The organism is Micromonospora halotolerans, from assembly GCF_032108445.1.
In the GTDB taxonomy this organism is placed as follows: domain Bacteria; phylum Actinomycetota; class Actinomycetes; order Mycobacteriales; family Micromonosporaceae; genus Micromonospora; species Micromonospora halotolerans.
Window position 1 is genome coordinate 1,164,701 of record NZ_CP134876.1, and the last position, 18,892, is coordinate 1,183,592.

13 protein-coding genes are annotated in these 18,892 nt (G+C 74.0%); 4 read left to right on the forward strand and 9 right to left on the reverse strand.

From position 1 onward, the window contains the following. Positions 1-46: 46 nt before the first annotated feature. A complete protein-coding gene (locus tag RMN56_RS05395) occupies positions 47-880 on the reverse strand; it encodes an O-methyltransferase (RefSeq protein WP_313722725.1) in 834 nt (277 codons plus the stop codon). Between the two features lie 119 nt (positions 881-999). On the opposite strand from RMN56_RS05395, the gene RMN56_RS05400 reads away from it, so the two are divergent. Both RMN56_RS05400 and RMN56_RS05405 read left to right on the forward strand, forming a co-directional pair. Continuing rightward, the gene (locus tag RMN56_RS05400) at positions 1,000-2,076 is read left to right on the forward strand and encodes an LCP family protein (RefSeq protein ID WP_376787277.1); all 1,077 of its coding nucleotides are present in this window, start codon (positions 1,000-1,002) and stop codon (positions 2,074-2,076) included. Positions 2,077-2,185: 109 nt separating this feature from the next. Then, positions 2,186-3,733 carry a sugar transferase gene (locus RMN56_RS05405; protein WP_313722726.1) on the forward strand — a complete coding sequence of 516 codons (1,548 nt, stop codon included), beginning with the start codon at positions 2,186-2,188 and terminating at the stop codon, positions 3,731-3,733. Positions 3,734-3,740: 7 nt separating this feature from the next. Here the strand turns inward: RMN56_RS05405 and RMN56_RS05410 are convergent, their stop codons facing one another. Genes RMN56_RS05410 through RMN56_RS05445 form a run of 8 tightly spaced genes read right to left on the reverse strand, consistent with a single transcriptional unit; the run spans position 3,741 to position 16,251 of the window. Next, positions 3,741-5,000, reverse strand: a complete 1,260-nt coding sequence (locus RMN56_RS05410) for a DUF1501 domain-containing protein (protein WP_313722727.1) — start codon at positions 4,998-5,000, stop codon at positions 3,741-3,743. Then, a complete protein-coding gene (locus RMN56_RS05415) occupies positions 4,997-6,265 on the reverse strand; it encodes a DUF1800 domain-containing protein (protein ID WP_313722728.1) in 1,269 nt (422 codons plus the stop codon). Before RMN56_RS05415 ends, RMN56_RS05410 begins: the two co-directional genes overlap by 4 nt. 27 nt (positions 6,266-6,292) lie before the next feature. Continuing rightward, positions 6,293-7,549, reverse strand: coding sequence for a hypothetical protein (locus RMN56_RS05420; protein ID WP_313722729.1), 1,257 nt, complete (start codon positions 7,547-7,549; stop codon positions 6,293-6,295). Then, positions 7,546-8,760: a glycosyltransferase gene (locus tag RMN56_RS05425; RefSeq protein ID WP_313722730.1), complete on the reverse strand. Its 1,215-nt coding sequence runs from the start codon at positions 8,758-8,760 to the stop codon at positions 7,546-7,548. Before RMN56_RS05425 ends, RMN56_RS05420 begins: the two co-directional genes overlap by 4 nt. Then, entirely contained in the window at positions 8,753-10,234 is a 1,482-nt protein-coding gene (locus tag RMN56_RS05430) for a hypothetical protein (protein ID WP_313722731.1), read from the reverse strand. The genes RMN56_RS05425 and RMN56_RS05430 overlap by 8 nt, the downstream gene beginning before the upstream one ends. Next, on the reverse strand, positions 10,221-11,369 hold the full coding sequence (locus RMN56_RS05435; protein WP_313722732.1) for a glycosyltransferase: 1,149 nt from the start codon (positions 11,367-11,369) through the stop codon (positions 10,221-10,223). The genes RMN56_RS05430 and RMN56_RS05435 overlap by 14 nt, the downstream gene beginning before the upstream one ends. A gap of 5 nt (positions 11,370-11,374) precedes the next feature. Further along, entirely contained in the window at positions 11,375-14,950 is a 3,576-nt protein-coding gene (locus RMN56_RS05440) for an SGNH hydrolase domain-containing protein (protein WP_313722733.1), read from the reverse strand. Positions 14,951-14,985: 35 nt separating this feature from the next. After that, positions 14,986-16,251 carry a hypothetical protein gene (locus RMN56_RS05445; RefSeq protein ID WP_313722734.1) on the reverse strand — a complete coding sequence of 422 codons (1,266 nt, stop codon included), beginning with the start codon at positions 16,249-16,251 and terminating at the stop codon, positions 14,986-14,988. A 130-nt stretch (positions 16,252-16,381) separates the two neighbouring features. On the opposite strand from RMN56_RS05445, the gene RMN56_RS05450 reads away from it, so the two are divergent. Next, positions 16,382-17,230 (forward strand): MurR/RpiR family transcriptional regulator, encoded by an 849-nt coding sequence (locus RMN56_RS05450; protein WP_313722735.1) that lies wholly within the window; start codon positions 16,382-16,384, stop codon positions 17,228-17,230. A gap of 12 nt (positions 17,231-17,242) precedes the next feature. Further along, positions 17,243-18,892: a urocanate hydratase gene (gene hutU / locus RMN56_RS05455; protein WP_313722736.1), complete on the forward strand. Its 1,650-nt coding sequence runs from the start codon at positions 17,243-17,245 to the stop codon at positions 18,890-18,892.

Here is an 18,892-nt window from a genome sequence, read left to right on the forward strand (position 1 = left end):
GTGGGGCGCCGGACAAGCGGGCTAAGCGAAAGCTAAGGGGGGATCGTCACCAGGCGACGCCGATGCCGTCGCCCGGATACCAGTGGCCGGCGGGGGTTTCCCGGTAGGCGAGGAATTTCCGGCCGGTGCGTTCGGCGTGCTCGGCGAGGACGTTGGTGGCGGTGACGTTGTCGGTGAGGAGCATGGCGCCGGGCGCGAGTTTCGGTTCGACCGCCTCGAACTCGCTGCGTTCGTGCACCCGGCTGTGGTCGCTGTCGTGCAGGAAGAGGTCGACGGGCCGGTCCAGCGCGCGGATCGAGGCGACCGAGTCGCCGATGACGAGGTCGACCACGTCGGCCCAGGGGGTGGCCCGGGCCAGGTAGCCGGCCTCGGGGTTGATGTCGAGCGAGGTGACCCGGCCGGGGTGGCCCTCGGCGGCGTTGCGGAGCAGGGCGGCGGCCAGGACGCAGGTGCCGAGGCCCTTGTCCACTCCGGTCTCCACGACGTGGGTGGGCTTGCGGGCGCGGACGATGGCGTACCAGCCGATGCGGCGGGCGTAGCGGACCTGCCGGTCGGCCAGGCCGCGGCGGGATGCGGCGGCGGTGGCGGCCTCGATGTGGGCGCGCAGCTTGTCGTCCTCTTCGATCTCGGCGAACCAGCGGCGTACCTGCCCGACGGGGACGTCGCAGACCACGCTGACGAACCAGGCCAGGTGGTGCCGGCTGAGCTTGGTCAGCTCGTACGTGTAGTTGTGGTGCTCCCGGGAGGTGAGCAGCCACCGGGCGGAGGTGCGCAGCACCCGGGCGTCGTGCCGGGCGACCCGGGCCAGGCGCTTCGGGAAGGCGGCGACCGGCGCGAGCGGGGTCCGGGCGATGGCCCGGCGGAGCTTCGTTGCATCCACCCGTGCCGTTGTATCAGGTTCGCGGCATCGGTCGAGAGGAAAGCGCCGAACGGATGGGCGGGGCTGGCCGGTCGGACGAGGGTCCCCGTGACGGAGCGTGAGTCAGTAGCATCGCGACCATGTCAGATCGCCACCCGCTCGCCTACCCCGACACCCGCTTCCCGTCGTCGGGTGTGGACACCGGCGCGGCGGAGGAGACCCCGGCGCCGGCGCCACGTCGCCGCCGTGGCCGGCGGATCGCCCTGATCGTGCTGCTGGTGGTGGTGCTGCTCGCCGGCGGTGGCCTGCTGGCGGGCGGCCTGTACTACCGGTCGGTCAATTCCTCGATCGACCGGGTGGATGCGTTCACCGGGGTGCCGGAGGGGGCCCGGCCTCAGGTCGTGGCCAAGGGCGCCATGAACATCATGATCCTGGGCAGCGACTCCCGCGACCCGGAGAACACCGGGGGTTCCCGGAGCGACACGATCATCCTGGCCCACCTGCCGAAGGACCGGTCGAGCGCACAGCTCATCTCGATCCCGCGGGACACGTGGACGGCGATCCCGCGGTCCAAGCAGGGCCGGGGCGGCCGGGACGCCAAGATCAACGCGGCGTACGCGTGGGGTGGCGTGCCGCTCATGGTGCAGACCGTGGAGAAGTTCACCGGCGTGCGCGTCGACCACGTGACCATGGTGGACTTCGCCGGCTTCAAGGAGATCGTGGACGCCCTGGGCGGCATCGAGATCGACGTGGAGCAGAACTTCACCTCGACCCACTCGCTCGACCCGAGCGGCAAGCGGGAGTTCGTCAAGGGCCGGCAGACGATGGACGGGGCCACCGCGCTGGACTACGCCCGGGAGCGGTACGCCTTCGCCAACGGCGACTTCACCCGGATCAAGCATCAGCAGCAGGTCATCAAGGCGATCCTCGACAAGGCGGCCTCCGGCGGCACGCTGAGCAGCCCCACCAAGCTGAACTCGTTCGTCCGGGCCACCGCGAACTCGGTGGCCGTCGACAAGTCGATGTCGCTTGTGGACCTGGCCATGGAGATGCGCCACCTGCGCAGCGGCAACCTCGGGTTCTACACCTGCCCGGTGAAGGGAACCGGCCGGGTGGGCAGCGAGAGCGTGGTGTTCGCGGACTCCGCGAAGGCCAAGACCCTCTTCGACGCGGTCCGCCGCGACTCGGTCCCGGAGATCCTTTCCGCCGATAAGTAGGACGTCGGATTGGCGTCCCGGCTCTGGCGGCGGGAGCCACGCGCTCATATCCTTCGATCGCCCTCACTGTGCTCGCGCCGGGGAGGGCTGTCACGGGGGAGGATCGACCATGTCAGGCCAACCGGCTACGACAGAGCCGGCGGCGACCGGTCGCTGGCACGAGTCACCGCAGATGATGATGCGGCGGCCGGAGACGGACAAGGGCACCGGTGTGCCCTCGGCCGTCCCCGGGGCCCGGTCCGGGAGCGGACCGGCGCCGGCCGCGGAGCCGCGCGCCGGTCTGGACACGACCGCGGTGCTGCCGTACGCCAGTTCCCGGGCCTCGACGCGCACGCGCTGGCTCCGGGCCTGGATGATGACGGCGCCGGTCGACGTCGTCGCGCTGCTCGCGCCGCTGCTGGTGACCCAGAACTACTGGCGCGGCACGCTGGCCAACGCCGTCCTCACGGTGTCCGTCTTCGCGGCCGGTGGGCTCTACCGGGCGCGCCGGCACCTCAGCATCCTGGACGAGCTGCCGAGCCTTTCCGGGCGGCTGCTGGCCTCGGGGGCGGTGGTCGCCATCGTGGCGGCCTACCGGCACGAATCGGTGCCGTACGTCAGTGGTTTCATGCACGGCGTGGCGCTCTCCGCGGCCCTCGTGGTGCTGGGGCGGGCGTGCAGCCGGAAGGTGACCCTCGTGGCCCGCCGGCGCCGGTGGGTGGAGCACAACGCGATCGTCGTGGGCGCCGGCCCGATCGGGGTGGAGCTGGCCCGGCTGCTGCGCCGCTACCCCGAGTACGGTCTGCGCTTCGTGGGCTCCGTCGACACGGCCCCGTCGGACCACGGGGCGGCGGTCCCGCTGATCGGCACCCTGAACGACCTCGAGCACCTGGCCCGGTTGCTGGAGTGCGAGGTGCTGATCATCGCGGACCCGGACTGTCCCGAGTCGGTGCTCATGGAGACGCTGCTCCGGCAGGCCGATTCCGCCCGTGACCTGTGGGCGGTGCCACGGCTGTGGGGTTCCCGGTCGCACGGCGGCTACCCCGACCACATCGGTGCCATCCCGATCGTGAAGATCGGCGACACCACCTTCTCCGGCCCGCGCTGGGCGGTGAAGCGCGCCTCCGACGTGGTCCTCGCCACGACGGCGTTGCTGCTGCTGAGCCCGGTGCTGCTGCTGTGCGCGATCGCCACATTCCTCGACGGTGGTCGCGGCATCTTCTTCCATCAGGAGCGGATCGGCCGCTACGGCAAGCCGTTCCAGGTGGTCAAGTTCCGGTCGATGCGGCCGGTGGACGAGCACGAGTCGCAGACGAACTGGTCCATCGCGCACGACCGGCGGGTCGGGCCGATCGGGCGGTTCATGCGCCGTACGTCGCTGGACGAGCTGCCCCAGCTGTGGAACATCCTGCGCGGGGAGATGAGCGTGGTGGGGCCCCGGCCCGAGCGGCCGTACTTCGTGGAGAAGTTCTCCGCCGAGTACCCGAACTACGCGATGCGCCACCGGGTGCCGGTCGGGCTGACCGGGTTGGCCCAGGTCAGCGGCCTGCGGGGGGACACGCCGATCTCGGACCGGGCGAGGTTCGACAACTACTACATCGAGAACTGGTCACTGTGGCTGGACGTCAAGGTGATCCTGCGGACCGTCGCGGAGGTGTTCCGGGCGGGCGGGCGCTGACCGGTCCTCAGTCGACGGTGAGCAGCGGCAGTGGCGTCGCCCGGTAGCCGCCGCCCAGGTAGCGGTCGGGTTCGGCGTCGAGCACCGAGGCCAGGACCGTGCCGAAGACGTCGCGGAAGTCCACCGTGGCCTTCAGGTCGCCGTCGTCCAGGTCGGTGAGGCTCGGCTGCTCGCCGTGAAGCCCGCCGGCCACCACCGGCCCGAGGACGAACACCGGCCCGGCCGTCCCGTGGTCGGTGCCCTGGGAGGCGTTGGCGCGTACCCGCCGGCCGAACTCGCTGTAGACGACCACGGTCACCTGGCGGCCCTCCTCGGTGCGCGCCATCCGGGCCACGAACGCGGACAGCGCGCGGTCGAGCCGGGTGAGCAGGCTCTCGTGCCCGGCCCGCTCCATGGCGTGGGTGTCGAACCCGTCGAGGCTCACCGAGTAGACCTGGGTGGGCACCCCGGCCTCGACGCAGCGGGCCACGAGCGCCAGCTGGGTCTCCAGGACGCTGCGGCTGCCGGGGCCGGTGGTGAGGACCTCCTGCTCGACACCGCCCGGGGTGGGGCTCTGGTGCTGTTCGGCGTCGCGGACCAGCTGCTCCACCCGGAGCAGGTCGCCGTAGGCGCGCGCCGCGCGGGCCTGCAGCTCCGGCTCGCCGGGCTCCCCCCGGCCGAGGGCGGCGACGGCGTCGGCGCTGATGCCCGGGGGCAGTTCGAGGCCGCCGACGTTGACGCAGGAACCGGCCCGGGTCTCCCCCGCGAGCACCGGCGGCAGCACCGGTTCGAAGCTGACCGCGGCCTCCGGGGCGGCCTTCGTGCCGTCGAGCCAGCGGCCCACCCAGCCGGTCGTCACCGGTTCGGCCGGGGACGCGGTCTGCCAGATGTCCATGGACCGGAAGTGGCTGCGGTCGGGCCGCGGGTAGCCCGCCCCGAGGACGACCGCCAGCCGCTTCTCGTCCCAGAGCTGCTTCATGCCCCGCATGACCGGGTTCAGGCCCAGGGCGTCGTCCAGGTGCAGCACCTTCTCCGGGTCGTACGCCAGCTCCGGCCGCGCATCGTGGTAGGCGGGGTCGGTGTAGGGGACGACGGTGTTCAACCCGTCGTTGCCGCCGTAGAGCGTCACGAGGACGAGCTTCTTCGACGGTGCGTCGGCCCGGTCCTGCCCCGCGGTCCGCAGCAGCTGGGCGAGCCCCATCCCGCCGGCGCCGGCGGCGAGCGCGGCACCCGCGGTGACGCCCGAGGCGAGCAGGAACCGACGTCGGGTCTGTGGGGTCATCGTCATGTCACCAGGTATTCCGGACTCGCCAAACCCAGGGTCAACAACTGCCGCCGGTCCTGCGTGCCGCGTAGCACGGCATAGGTGCGATTCGTCCACCGGTCGACGCCCAGCAGGTACGCCAGGCTCTCCGGGGTCACCTGGTCGACCGGCGTCTGCTCGGCTACCCGGCCGGCCAGCCGCAGGCGGACCTGCGCGGCGGCGGAGGTCAACCAGGAGCCGCCGGAGGGCCAGCCGCCCACGTTGGGGGGCGCGAACGGCAGCTGCCCCAGGTTCTCCAGGTCGTGCAGGACGGCCTTGCGGGTCTCCGCGGGCAGGTTGGCCGGCCGCACACCCAGTTGCCGCAGCGCACCGACGAGCCACTCGACCGGCTGCTTCACCATGGTGCCGGCGGTCGCCTGGAACGCCTCGTCGGCGAGGAGCACCCGGAGCATGGCCATCGGCGCCGGGAAGGCGCGCGCCATCTTCTCCTGGAGCCCCTTCGGGATGGGCCGGGTGGACGAGCCGTACCGGAACCAGAGGCGGGCGGCGACGAACCGGGGACAGGCCTCCTGGCTCACCAGCAGGTCGACGAGGCTCTGCGCGGTGAAGTTCCCGGTGCGGCCCAGGATGCTCTTGCGACCCGGGTCGTGGGCCCGCGGGTCGAACACCGAGCGGCCCATGGTGAGGCTGAACCGCCAGCCGGTCAGCGCCCGCCCGGCCTCCTTGACGTCCTTCTCGGTGTAGTTGCCGATCCCCAGCAGGAACAGCTCGCACAGCTCGCGGGCGAGGTTCTCGTTGGGCGCCTGCCGGGTGTTGAGGTGCCCGTCCAGGTAGTGGTTCAGCGCCGCGTCGACGACCATCCGCCGGGCCATCACGGTGAAGTCGGGTGCGCCGCGCAGCGTCCGGTGCTGGCTGAGCATCAGCTGGGGGCTGCGCACCTTCTTGACCGACGTGGCCCAGTGCCCGTGCCAGAAGAAGACCAGCTTCTCGACCGCCTGGTGGCTGGCCACCGTCATCCGGTTCAGCCACCACTCGGTGAGCTGCGCGGTCTGCGCGTCGCGGAGGTCCTCCAGCCGAACCTTCTCCTCGTAGGTCAGGTCGTGCTTGCCCGCGTACGCGTCGGGCCCGAGGTCCGGGACGGGCGCGCCCGTCGCGCCGACGTCCGGGCCGGGCGGGGCGGTCAGACCGGTCAGTGCGGCGGCGTAGCCGGCCTGGCGAGCGGCGGCCAGCTCGACCGCGGTCGGGCCGAATCCGGCACGCCGCAGCAGCAGGCCGACACTGTCGCTCATGCCGACAACCTTAGCGAGGGCGACCGGTCAGGACAGACCGGTGTCCGACGCGACCGGTGTCGGCCGTGGACGGTCACGGGCCGGCAGCGCGACGAGAACCAGCGAGTAGACGACCATCCCGGCGGCCGACGCGACCAGGTAGCCGGACGCTCCGTACTGGACGGTCAGCAGCGGCGCGGCGAGCACCGTCAGGCCGAGCATGACGTAGCGGGCGCGCAGGAGCAGCGCGAACTCGCCCCGGATGAACCTGCTCAGCGAGCAGCCGTAGGAGAACCCGAGCGCGGTCTTCTCCAGCCCGGCGGCGACCAGGACCCAGCCCACCGGCAGGAACGACAGCGCGGGGACGAATTCCTGCCCGACGAGCACGGCCAGCCCGAGGGCGGCCGAACCGGCGGCCATGAACGCCCACGCCTGCACCCCGTCCCGCAGGTCCTGCCGCCGGGTCGTGCCGACGTCGGCCTTGCGCTGGTAGACCAGCACCCGCCGGACGGTGATCGACACGAACGCCAACGGCCCGAACAGCTGCTGGGTGAGGCGGATGACGCCGAGCGTGGCGGCCTCGGCGACGAACGCGGTGGCCTGCAGGGCGAGCACCGGGGTGAGGCCGACGAGCAGGGCGTCCAGGGAGGCCGCGCCCATCACGCCCCGCCGGGACCGCACCCAGCCGGGCAGCCCGGCGAAGCGCGGCCGCCGCTCGGGTCGGCCGGCGGCGGCCAGGAGGAACACCACGTTCACCACGGTCCAGGACAGGCAGACGGCCAGCGGTGAACGGGTGGCGGCGACCACCAGCACGACAAGCTGCGCGGCCAGCCACGCGGCCGTCTCCAGGAACACGGACCGGGCGGCGCCGGCCGCCACACCCGCGGCCCGGCCGATGTCCAGCGCGATCGCGAACGGGATGCCGGCCGCGTAGGCGACGGCCAGCTCGATCGACCCGCCGGACACGGCCAGCGCCGACGCCACCGCCAGGGCCGCGCCGGCGAGCCCGCCGGCGAACGCGGCGGCCACCGACCGCTGGCAGTCCGTCCGCTCGGCGTTCCGCTCGGCGTGCGCCTCGGCGAGCAGCGTCGCCTCGGCGAGGGACCGCTGCAGGACGCCGCAGGTCAGTTGGAACACCAGCATCGCGGGCGCGGTGGCGCCGACCGCGGACAGGTCACCGGCGTAGCCGAGGGCCAGGCTGAACACCAGGCTCGTGCCCATGAGGGCCAGTTGCCCGAGGGTCAGGGCGAGCCGGGCCCAGTTGCGCCCGGCGGCGGCCCGGGGCGGGGCGACCGTCCCGGTCACGGCCGCCGCCCCGCCGTCACGCCGTCCGCGGCGGACAGTGCCCGCCGGGTGGCGGCCACGACGGCCTGCGGCAGCGTCGTCGCCGCGCCGCCGCCGGGTCCGGCGATCGGGGGCGCCGCGCCCGCGAGGAGCTCACCGAGCGCGGCCGCCGCCGCGGCCGGGTCCTGGAAGTCGGCGTACGCGTAGACGCCGCCGGACACGGCCGCCGCCTCGGGCAGGCCGCCGAGCGGCGCGACCAGCATCGGCTTCCCGGTGCGCCCGACCTCGACGGCGACCCGGCCGAACGGCTCCATCCAGCGGGACGGGATGAGGACGACGTCGACCGCGTCGCAGAACGCGTCCACCGTCAGGTGGCCGGCCAGGTGCAGGTCGACCCCCTCCGAGCGGGCCAGCTCGGCCAGCGTCCGGGTGTAGTCGGGCTGCCCCTCACCGGCGACCAGCATCCGCACCGGCGTGCCGGTGCTCCGCTGGTGGGCGCCGGCCGTGCGGATGGCCGACTCGATGCCCTTCACCGGGTCGAGACGCCCGAGGTAGCCGACCACGAGCTGGGTCTCGTCGACGCGCCGGGCCGGGCGTACCGCTTCCGGCGGGCCGACAAGCGGGTAGCCGACGAGGCTCGCCGCCGGGGTGGTCAGGCCCGCCCCGGCGAGTTCGTCGCGGACGAAGCCGGAGACGCAGACGCCCACCGCGCCGCGCGGAGTGGCGCCCCGCATGATCCCGGCCTTGACCCGGCACTCCCCGCACAGGGTCACGCAGGTGCGCGAGTCCTTCAGCCGCGACCGGCGCCAGCACGTGTCGCTCAGGTCGTGGAAGACCCGGACGTACCGCAGGCCGCGCGCCCGCACCCAGCGGGGCAGCCAGGGCCCGGTGCGGGAGATGTTGGTGGCCACCACGACGTCGGGCCGGAACGTCCGGATCCGCCGGGTCAGGCGGAACGCGACGAGGGGCAGCAGCCAGGCGGTCAGGAACTCCAGCCCGCGCCGGATCCGGGTGTCCGCGTGCTGCCGCCGGGCGAAGGGCCGCCGGACGGCGTGCACGGTGAGCGGACCGTCGGCGTACGTGTTGTCGGTGGTGGACGGCACGAAGACCGACACGTCGGCGAAGCCGGCCAGTTCCCGCGCGGCCGCCCGGGCGGAGCGCTCCGCGCCGCCGACCTCGTCGGGCCACCACCAGTCGGCGAGGACGGCGACCCGGGGCCGTGGTTCAGTCATGGGGCGCCATCTCCTCTGTTCGGGTGGGTGCCACGGTCGGGGGGCCGTGGTCCACCGGTGGGGGCGGTCGGGTCAGCCGCCAGCCCCGGTCGGGCAGGGCGAGCACGCCCACGACGAGCACCGCGAACGCGGCGCCGACGAACGGGATCTGCGCGCCGAGGGGACCGCGCAGCAGGCCGATCTGGAAGGCGGCGAAGGTGACCGTGAGGGCCGTCCCGAGGCCGGCCGGCGTGGCGCTCAACGCGCGGTCGAGCCGCCGGGCGAGCCGCCCGTAGAAGAAGAACAGCACCACCACGCCGACGAAGGCGAACTCCAGGTACGTCTCGGCCCAGAACGGCAGGGCCAGGTTCTGGAAGGAGTAGCCCCGGCCGGCCGCCACCGCGTTGCCGGCCGGGATGGCCTTCCCCTCCCACCAGGACCGGGGTACCCAGAACAGCAGCGCGGAGACGAGGTGGTGGCCCCAGCTGTGGCCGTGCACGCGGGCGTAGTAGACGGCGTTCACGGTCTGCTGGAACCCGTCGAAGTCCCACGTGTAGTAGGCGTCCAGGCCCAACCGGAGGTCGCCGCGCGAGCGCTCGTTGCGGAACAGGTTCGCCAGCGGGTAGAGCACGGCGAGGCCGGTGAGCATGCCGAGCGAGAACAGGGTCCGCCAGCGCTGCCGCTCGAACCGCACGATCGCCAGGCCGGCGGCGAGCAGCACGCCGAAGGCGGTGAACCGGTTCGCGGAGAGCGGGTTGTTGTAGACGACGTTGAGGAGCACCGCGACGGCCGTGGTGCCCAGCAGCACCCACCGTGCCCTCGGTCCGGCGTAACTCCGGCTCCGCCAGCAGAGCAGGCACAGCACCAGGGCGATCGCGGCGACGGCGGCCGGGAAGGTGCTGAGCAGGCCGAGCAGCGCCAGGTCCTGCCGGCTCTTCAGGCCGGCCTCGGCGATGGCCCGCTGGAGGTCGTCGCGGCTGCCGAACCGGACGGCCAGGCCGCCGGTCATCGGCAGGCAGACGACGGCCAGCACCGCGGCGGTGACGGTGACCGCCAGCGCCTTCTCGATGGTGATCCGGGTGCGGGGCGAGGTGTTGGAGCGCGGCGCGGGCAGGCGCCGGGTGTTGCCGGCCCAGTAGGCCAGCACCGCGAACAGGAGGATGACCTGCGCGCTGACGTAGTACTGGTCCAGCGGCAGGTCGGGCCAGGGCAGCCGCCGGTCCCGGATCTGCAGCAGCGGCGCGAAGCCCACCCAGACCGTGACGAAGGCCCAGAACGTCACGGAGACCGGGCTGAACGACGCCGACCGGGTGGTCTGGTAGAGGGCCGTCAGGCACACCGCCACCACGACGAGGCCGAGCCCGCCGGCGACGGTCGGGCGGGGCAGCACGGTGGTCACGCCGAGGGCCGTGACGACGGCGAGCACCGCGACGGCCACGACCAGGGTGTGGCCGCCCGGCCTGCGGAGGCGCGGGGTGGCGTCAGGCGGTCTCATCGGCGACCCACGAGGCGACGTTGGCGCGGAAGACCGCGGTGGAGAACCGGGCGGCGTGGGCGTGCACCCGGTCCCGGTCCAGGCCGTCGACGTGCCGCAGCATGGCGGCGTACGCCCGGGGGTCGTCCGAGTCGACCAGGAAGCCGGTCTCGCCGTCGACGACCGTCTCCAGCACCCCGCCCCGGCGCAGCCCCAGCACCGGGGTGCCGCAGGCCATCGCCTCCACCGGGATGATGCCGAAGTCCTCGTGGGTGGGGAAGAGCAGGCACCGTGCCCCCCAGTACAGCTCGCGGAGCCGGTCCCGGGACGGCTGCCGCTCGAAGGTGACGGGGACGCCGACCCGGGCCGCCTGCCGGCGCAGGGCCTCCTCCTCCGGCCCCGACCCGGCGATGACCAGCGGCATCCCCGCGGCGTCGGCGATCTCGATCATCAGGTCGAACTTCTTGTACGGGATCCAGCGTCCGACGCCGAGCAGGTAGTCGCGGTCCTGCCGGCGCTGCGCGGCCGGGGCGTCGGCGAAGTGGTCCACGTCGACCGGCGGGTGGATGATGCGGGCGTCGCGCTGCCAGAACCGCTGGATGCGGGCCTGCACCTCGCGGGAGTTGGCGGCGTAGCTGTGCACGTGTCGGCTCAGGCGGACGTCGGCGCCCTGAAGCACGCGCCGGGGCACGGTCAGCACGCCGTTCGAACCCCGGCCGTCGAAGTCCGGGCTCCACAGGTAGCGGGCCGGCGAGTGGATGTAGCTCAGGTAGCGCGCGTCCGGGGCGGACCGGAACTTCACGGTGTGCGCGAAGGCGTGGCTCGACGAGATGACCACGTCGAACCGCTCGCTGCTGAGCGTGCGCCAGGTCAGCGGCATGAGCGGCAACGCCAGCGCCTTGGACCGCCGCAACGGGGTCCGGGCCAGCCACGACTCCTGGAGGTCGAGGCCGCGTCGCGCGTCGCGGTCGCGCCACAGCACGAACCCCTTCGCGTCGGGCAGCACCTCCTGGATGGCCAGGAAGACGTTCTCCGAGCCGCCGGTGGCGCCGAACCACTCGTGCACGAGGGCGACCGACCGGCCGGCCAGCAGCGGGCCGCCCGCGCCCCCGCCAGCAGGATCGACCCCGGCGACGTCGCCGTCCCTGCTGATCATTCCGCTCACCCCATCACCATCTGCAACTGCTCGTCGAGCCGGGCCGCCAGCGTCCGCGCGTACGTCGCCGTGAGGTGATTCGTGTCGCGGTACACGAGCACCCCACCGATCACCGCCGCGCACCGTTCGGCGGGACAGATGGCGTCGTTCAGGTCGACCAGCCGTACGCCGGACAGACCCCGCGCCGCGTCCACCTGGAGCGGACCGATGCCCGCCAGGGCCTCGTCGCGGGGCACCGCGCACCGGGTCAACTCCTCCCGGTGGGCCGACACGCACTCCGCGACGTCCAGCCGCGGCGCCGGGGTGTCCCGCAGCACCACCACGGGGGCGATTCCGGCCAGCGACCGCCACGTCCGGCGCATCCCGTCCACCAGCGCGGCGCGCCCCGCCGCACCCTTGAGCGGCCGGCCGTCGCGGTAGGCGGAGTAGTTGTAGCTGCTCGTCACGACCAGGTTCGGGCGGTCGGCGGCGAGCCGGTCGGGCAGGTCCCGGTTCCACGCCGCGCAGGCGTCGACGGGCCGCTGGCCGTCCGCGCCGACCACCTCGACGTCGAGGACCGGGCAGCTCGACTTGGTGTACGTCAGCAGCCGCCAGTTCCGCCGTTCCGCCACCGCCCGCAGCGTCGGCACCCACTGGGCGGCGTGCGAGTCGCCGACCACGGCGATGGTGACCGTGGCGTCCGGCGGGCCGTACGCGCACCGCAGCACCTCGCGTTCGGTGGAGCCGGCGTGGCACCGGTCGGCGTAGACCGACGGCAGGTCGTCCCGGGCCACCGCCGGGTCGGGCACCACCGACGGGGCGCGGTCGACGGGCACCCCCGCGCCGGCCGCGCCGGCCGCGGTCAGCACGGCGGCGCCCGGCGCGTCGGGCACGCCCCCGTTGGCCTGGGGCGGGGCCGGCGCGGTGGCGGCGGTCTGGAAGGCCAGCCCCGCGCAGACCGACAGCACGGTGCAGGCCGCCCCGACCGCGAGCGCCACCCGGGGCCGCACCGCAAGCCGCGGCGAGTGCCAGACCGGCCGTTCCACCAGCCGACTGGTCAGGTACGCGAGCACCACCGAGAGGGCCACGGTGGCGACCACGGCCAGCGTGCCCGGGTCGGGCATCTGCGCCGTGAGGACCACCAGCAGCGGCCAGTGCCAGAGGTAGAGCGTGTACGAGATCCCGCCGAGGAACTGCATCGGCGGCAACCGCAGGAGCGCGACCGGACCGTACCGCGCGGTGGCCCCGGCGGCGATGACGAGGGCCGCACCGACGGTGGCGGGCAGCGCCATCGTGCCCGGGAACGGGGTCGAGCTGGTCAGCACCACCGCGGAGGCGGCGATGGCCGCGACGCCGAGCCAGCCCGCAACCGCGGCGACCCCGCCGGTCAGCCGCCGGATCGGCGCCAGCGCGAGCAGCGCCCCGACGGCGAGTTCCCACATCCGCGTGGTGGTGACGAAGTAGGCCCGGCCGGGGTCGGCCTCGACCAGCAGCACCGACCAGGCGAAGGAGGCCGCCCAGACGACGCCCACGGCGACGAACGCGAGGGTGCGGAACCGGGACGCCGGAGCGCGTCCCCGCCGGGCCAGCCAGGCGACGCCCACCAGCAGCACCGGCCACACGAGGTAGAACTGCTCCTCGACCGCGAGCGACCAGTAGTGCTGCACGATGCTCGGCGCCTGGCCGGCGGCGAGGTAGTCGACGGCCTGGTCGGCGAGCCGCCAGTTGACCAGGTAGAGGGCGCTGCTCACCACGTCGCCCGCCGTGTCCCGCCAGCGGATGTCCGGCAGCAGGAGGTACGTCAGGGCCACGGCCGCGAGCAGGACGAGCGCGGAGCTGGGCAGCAGGCGCTTGGCCCGCCTGGCCCAGAACCGGCCGAGCGACAGCCGCCCCCGGGCGGCCACCTCGGCAGCCATCCCGGTGGTGATCAGGTAGCCGGAGATCACGAAGAAGACGTCCACCCCGACGAAGCCGCCGGAGACGTACGGGACGCCGGCGTGCCAGAGCACCACCAACAGCACGGCGACCGCGCGGAGACCCTCGATGTCCGGGCGGAACGCGCTGCGGCGCCGCTCGCGGGGCGCCGCAGCGTCGGTGGGCGTCGCCGGCCCGCCGCCGTCGGCCGGCTCGGCCGCCGGCGTGCCGGGTCCCGCCTCGGGCAGGTGCAGCACCACCGTGTCGTCCAGGGCGGACGGCACGCCCGTCCGGTCCGGGCCGGCGGTGTCCGCCGGCGCCGGCGGCGCGGGCGCCTCCGTCCGGCGGGCCGCGGGCACGGTCAGCACGAGGGTGTCCTCGGCTGACGACGACACCGGCGGGGCGCTCGGGGCCGGCGGGCCGACCTCCGCCGTGGTGGGCGGCGGCGCGCCGACGGCCACCGGTTCCGCGTCGGTGCCGGGCCCGACCGGCCGCGGCCGGCGACGGAGCGCGCGCTGCCCGAGGGTCACCGCGCCGATGACCAGCACGCCGCCCGCGGCGGAGAGGAGGTACGACCACCAGTCCGCGGCGTTCTCCGTGGCGTCCCCGTCCAGCCGCAGCCGCTCCTGCGCCCGCTGCCGGTACGCCCGGGCCGCGGCGTGCCCGGGGTCCCGGCCGAGCACGTCGTCGAACCGCTCGATCGCCTGGGAGTAGTGGCCGGCGAAGTAGACGGCCAGGGCCGACCGGAAGGCGCGGTCGCTCTCGCTCAACCGGTTGTCGACGCCGCTCTGGGCGAGCAGGCGGTCGATGTTGGCGGTGCCGATCAGGTCGCGGATCGGTTCGCCCTCGGCGGAGGTGTCGGTGTCCAGGAGCGCGACGAGCCGGCCGGCGGAGTCCACCACCGGGCCGCCCCGGGAGTCGGGACCGATCTGGCCGCTGACTCCGGTGCGGTTGGTCCCGGTACGCCCGATGACCTCGACCGTGCGGTCACGGACGGTCCAGGTGCCGGAGTCGCCGGTGCCCTCGCCGAGCGCGTAGCCGAGGATGTCCACCGAGGACCCGGCGCGCAGGTCGGGGTGGTGGGCGAGCTCGACGGCCGGGAGGCCGGCGCGGCGCAGCCTCACCAGTGCCACGTTGCCGTCCACCGCCGGCAGCGCCTTCGTGACGGCGCCGGCGACGGCCGGGACGGAGCTGTCCCCCGAGGTCGCCGCACCGAACTGGCCGGTCAGCCGCAGGGTCGGCGCGGTGCCGCGCCGGGCTCCGGTGAACGTGGAGGAGCCCTGGAGGCCGGCGACGAAACCGTCCAGCCGTTCCGCGGGCAGCTCGTTGCGCTGCACCAGCGTGCGGCCGAGCCGGTAGAGGGCGTTGACCAGCAGCACCTCCCGGCTCGGCTGCACGCAGACCGTGGTGGTCACCACGTAGCCGTCGGGGTTCACCACCGCCCCGCTGCACCGGCGCACCACGACCACCTGTTCGGGACGGACCAGAGCGCCCGTGGCGGTGTTCCGGAGGTAGCCGGCGTACCGCGCCTCCAGGAAGGCGGTCGCCGGGGTGGCCACGGCGACCGCCGGCTCGTTGCGGGCGTACGTCGGCACCGCCGCCGCACCGGGGACGGCGGCGGCACAGCCGATCGCGACGGTGCCCAGCAGGACGGCGAACCGACGTGCCAGGGCCGTACCAGAGGGCATGTCGGAACTCCGCGCGGCGAGGAGGGGTCGGGCGGTCAGAAGATCAGGGTGTCGCGCAGGTGGTTGGCCACCCGGCGCAGCCGACCCGCACCGTCGATCGGGGAGGTCATCCGGAAGACGACCTGACGGTCGATCTGCCCGCTGTTCCCGCCCCGCCAGTACGCGACGAGCACCAGGCCGTACCGGCGCTCACCGTCGAGCTGGAGCTTGCTGGAGTCGGCGTAGGAGACGAACTGGCCGCCCCGCATCCACTGCAGACCCCAGGCCTCCTCCTCCTGGCGCATCGCGGTCTGCCGCCGCACGTCGCACGGCACCGGGCACTCGCGCACGATCAGCTCGCCGCCGATCTGCTGCTTGTCGTTCGAGACGCCGCAGGTGTACTTGACGAACCCCTGCGCGCGGCCGGCCGGCGTGCAGTCCCACTCCCCCGGCACCTTCAGGGCGAAGCCCAGACCGTCGAGGTCGGAGAAGGTGCGCACCGAGTCGCCCGGGGTGAACTTCGGCCACTCCTTCGGCCAGTCGCCGGCGCTGGGCGGCTCGAGGCCGGGCGACTGGGGCGGCGTCTTCTGCTCCGGCTGCAGCGCCGGGCTGGTGGTCCCCTCCGTCTTCGGCGTGCCGGGGTCGTCCGGTCCGAACCAGACGACGACGCCGCCGACACCGGCCACGACCACCAGGACGAGCGCGGCGATTCCGATCCAGAGCCCGGTCCGGCGGGGGCGCGGCTCGGACGGCGTGATCCGGCGGACCGGCGCGGTGAACGGGTCCTGCGGCGGGGCGCTGACCGGCTGCGGCGCGGGGGACACCTGCTGCGGCGCCGGGGACACCTGCTGCGGCGGGGACGACACCTGGTGCGGCACGGCGGCGTGCATGGCCCAGGGCAGCGGCGCTCCCGAGGTGGGGCTCGGCGTGCCGGAGGTCGGCACCCCGGAGACCGGCTGGGGCGGCCCGCCGACGGCGCCGGACTCGGGGATCAGGACCTGCGTCTCGGACTCCGCCGGGTGCAGGTCCATGCCGAGGGTCTGGAACAGCCGCTGCGCCCCCATCCCCTCCTCCGAGGGGTACGCCACCCACGGCTTGGCGGCGGCGAAGTCGGCGTTGACGTAACGCTGCCCTCCCGAGGTCAGCGCCATGGCGTTGGCCGCGTTGGCGAAGGCCTCCCGCCACGGCGGGTCGGCCGCCGCCGCGCCCTCGAGCACGGCCACCGTCACCAGCCGGTCCTGCCCGTCGATGGCCCACCACGCCGTGCCGACCTGGCAGACGCCCAGCGCCTCGGTGAACCTGTACGGGCCGACCGGCTGCATGCGACAACTCCTCTGGTTTTTCCGCCGTGCGGATAGTACAGAGCGCACGCCTCCCGGCTCGTCCTCCGGTCGCCGCACGACCACCGGCCGAAGGTTGCGTTGTGAAAGTTTTCATGCATAGAGTCAGGCCGTGAATGAAAGCGGTGCGGCACCCACCGACCGCCTGCTCGACCTCTTCCACGGCGTCCGGCTCACCCCGACCCAGCGCCGCATCGCGCACTGCCTGGTCCAGCAGGCGGGCGCGGCGGCGTACCTGTCCGCCGCGGAGGTGGCCGAGCTGGCCCGGGTCAGCCAGCCGTCGGTGACCCGCTTCGCCATGGCGCTCGGGCACGACGGCTACCCCGCGCTGCGCCGCCGGCTGCGCGAGCTGACCGCCACCGGCGCCACCGACCCGGCCGAGGCCGGCAACGCCCTCCAGCGGGCGGTCCACGCCGAGATGGGCAACCTCGACCGGCTCGCCGGGCAGCTCGCCGACGCGCAGCGCATCGCCGAGGTCGGCCGGCTGCTCGCGGCCAGCCGCCCGCTGCCGGTGCTCGGTCTGCGCGCCGCCGCGCCGCTCGCGGCGTACTTCGCGTACTTCGCCGCGAAGGTGCACCCGGACGTGCGGGTCGTCGACGACGGGGGCAGCCTCCTGGCCGACCGGCTCGAACAGGCCGCCGCGGCCGGGGCGCGCGCGCTGCTCGCCTTCGTGCTGCCCCGCTACCCCCGGGAGACCCTGGACGCGCTGCGCGAGGCCCGCGACGCCGGGCTGACCGTCGTGGCGATCACCGACTCCCCGGTGAGCCCGGCCACCGACCACGCCGACGTGGTGCTCCCCGCCGCCGTCGGCACCGACCTTGTCTTCGACCTGCACACCGCCCCGATGACCCTGGCCATGGTGGTTCTCCAGGCGATCTGCGACGCCACCCCCGCCGAAACCCAGGCCCGGCTCGAGGCGTTCGAGTCGTCCGCCACCCGTCGTCAGTTGTTCCTCGGCTGAGAGGAGTACGAGATGCACCAGCCCGTCCGCGCCGCCCGCGGCACCGCACGCACCGCGAAGGGGTGGCCCCAGGAGGCCGCGCTGCGGATGCTGATGAACAACCTCGACCCGGAGGTGGCCGAGCGCCCCGAGGACCTGGTGGTCTACGGCGGCACCGGCAAGGCGGCCCGAGACTGGCCGTCGTACCACGCGCTGGTCCGGACGCTGAGCGACCTGCGCGACGACGAGACCATGCTGGTGCAGTCCGGCCGCCCGGTCGGCGTCATGCGCACCCACGAGTGGGCCCCCCGGGTGCTGCTGGCCAACTCGAACCTGGTCGGCGACTGGGCCACCTGGCCGGAGTTCCGCCGGCTCGAAGCGCTCGGCCTGACCATGTACGGGCAGATGACCGCCGGTTCCTGGATCTACATCGGCACCCAGGGCATCCTCCAGGGCACCTACGAGACGTTCGCGGCGGTGGCCGAGAAGCGGTTCAACGGCACCCTGGCCGGGACGCTGACGCTGACCGCCGGCTGCGGCGGGATGGGCGGGGCGCAGCCCCTGGCGGTCACCATGAACGGCGGCGCCTGCCTGATCGTCGATGTGGACCGCACCCGGCTGGAACGCCGGGCACGCGACCGCTACCTGGACGAGATCGCCGACTCGCTGGACGACGCCGTCGAGCGGGTGCTCGCCGCGAAGCGTGAGCGCCGGGCGTTGAGCGTCGGCGTGGTCGGCAACGCCGCGGTCGTCTTCCCCGAGCTGCTGGTCCGGGGCGTCGAGATCGACGTGGTGACCGATCAGACCAGCGCGCACGACCCGCTGTCGTACCTGCCGGTGGGGGTGGAGCTGGCCGACGCCCGGGACTACGCGGCGAAGAAGCCGGCGGAGTTCACCGATCGGGCCCGGGCGTCGATGGCCCGGCACGTGGCGGCGATGGTCGGCTTCCTCGACGCCGGCGCCGAGGTCTTCGACTACGGCAACTCCATCCGCGGCGAGGCCAAGCTCGCCGGCTACGAGCGGGCCTTCGACTTCCCCGGCTTCGTGCCGGCGTACATCCGGCCGCTGTTCTGCGAGGGCAGGGGCCCGTTCCGCTGGGCCGCGCTCTCCGGTGACCCGAAGGACATCGCGGCCACCGACCGGGCCATCCTCGACCTGTTCCCGGAGAACGAGTCCCTGGCCCGGTGGATCCGGTTGGCCGGCGAGCGGGTCGCCTTCCAGGGCCTGCCGGCCCGGATCTGCTGGCTCGGCTACGGCGAGCGGGACAAGGCCGGGGTGCGGTTCAACGAGATGGTCGCGTCCGGCGAGCTGAGCGCGCCCGTCGTGATCGGCCGGGACCACCTGGACTGCGGCAGCGTGGCCAGCCCCTACCGGGAGACCGAGGCCATGGCGGACGGCTCCGACGCGATCGCCGACTGGCCGCTGCTCAACGCGCTGGTCAACACCGCCAGCGGGGCGTCCTGGGTGTCGATCCACCACGGCGGCGGGGTCGGCATCGGCCGCTCCATCCACGCCGGACAGGTCTGCGTGGCCGACGGCAGCGCCCTCGCCGGGCAGAAGATCGAGCGGGTGCTCACCAACGACCCGGCCATGGGCGTCATCCGGCACGTCGACGCCGGCTACGACGACGCCCGCGAGGTCGCCACCCGCACCGGCGTCCGCGTCCCCATGGCCGAGGCGTAA

Coding starts and splice junctions, on each gene's coding strand:
- RMN56_RS05400 (WP_376787277.1), top strand. CDS start 1,000: ATGTCAGATCGCCACCCGCTCGCCTACCCCGACACCCGCTTCCCGTCG.
- RMN56_RS05405 (WP_313722726.1), top strand. CDS start 2,186: ATGTCAGGCCAACCGGCTACGACAGAGCCGGCGGCGACCGGTCGCTGG.
- RMN56_RS05410 (WP_313722727.1), bottom strand. CDS start 5,000: ATGACGATGACCCCACAGACCCGACGTCGGTTCCTGCTCGCCTCGGGC.
- RMN56_RS05415 (WP_313722728.1), bottom strand. CDS start 6,265: ATGAGCGACAGTGTCGGCCTGCTGCTGCGGCGTGCCGGATTCGGCCCG.
- RMN56_RS05425 (WP_313722730.1), bottom strand. CDS start 8,760: ATGACTGAACCACGGCCCCGGGTCGCCGTCCTCGCCGACTGGTGGTGG.
- RMN56_RS05430 (WP_313722731.1), bottom strand. CDS start 10,234: ATGAGACCGCCTGACGCCACCCCGCGCCTCCGCAGGCCGGGCGGCCAC.
- RMN56_RS05435 (WP_313722732.1), bottom strand. CDS start 11,369: ATGATCAGCAGGGACGGCGACGTCGCCGGGGTCGATCCTGCTGGCGGG.
- RMN56_RS05440 (WP_313722733.1), bottom strand. CDS start 14,950: ATGCCCTCTGGTACGGCCCTGGCACGTCGGTTCGCCGTCCTGCTGGGC.
- RMN56_RS05445 (WP_313722734.1), bottom strand. CDS start 16,251: ATGCAGCCGGTCGGCCCGTACAGGTTCACCGAGGCGCTGGGCGTCTGC.
- hutU (WP_313722736.1), top strand. CDS start 17,243: ATGCACCAGCCCGTCCGCGCCGCCCGCGGCACCGCACGCACCGCGAAG.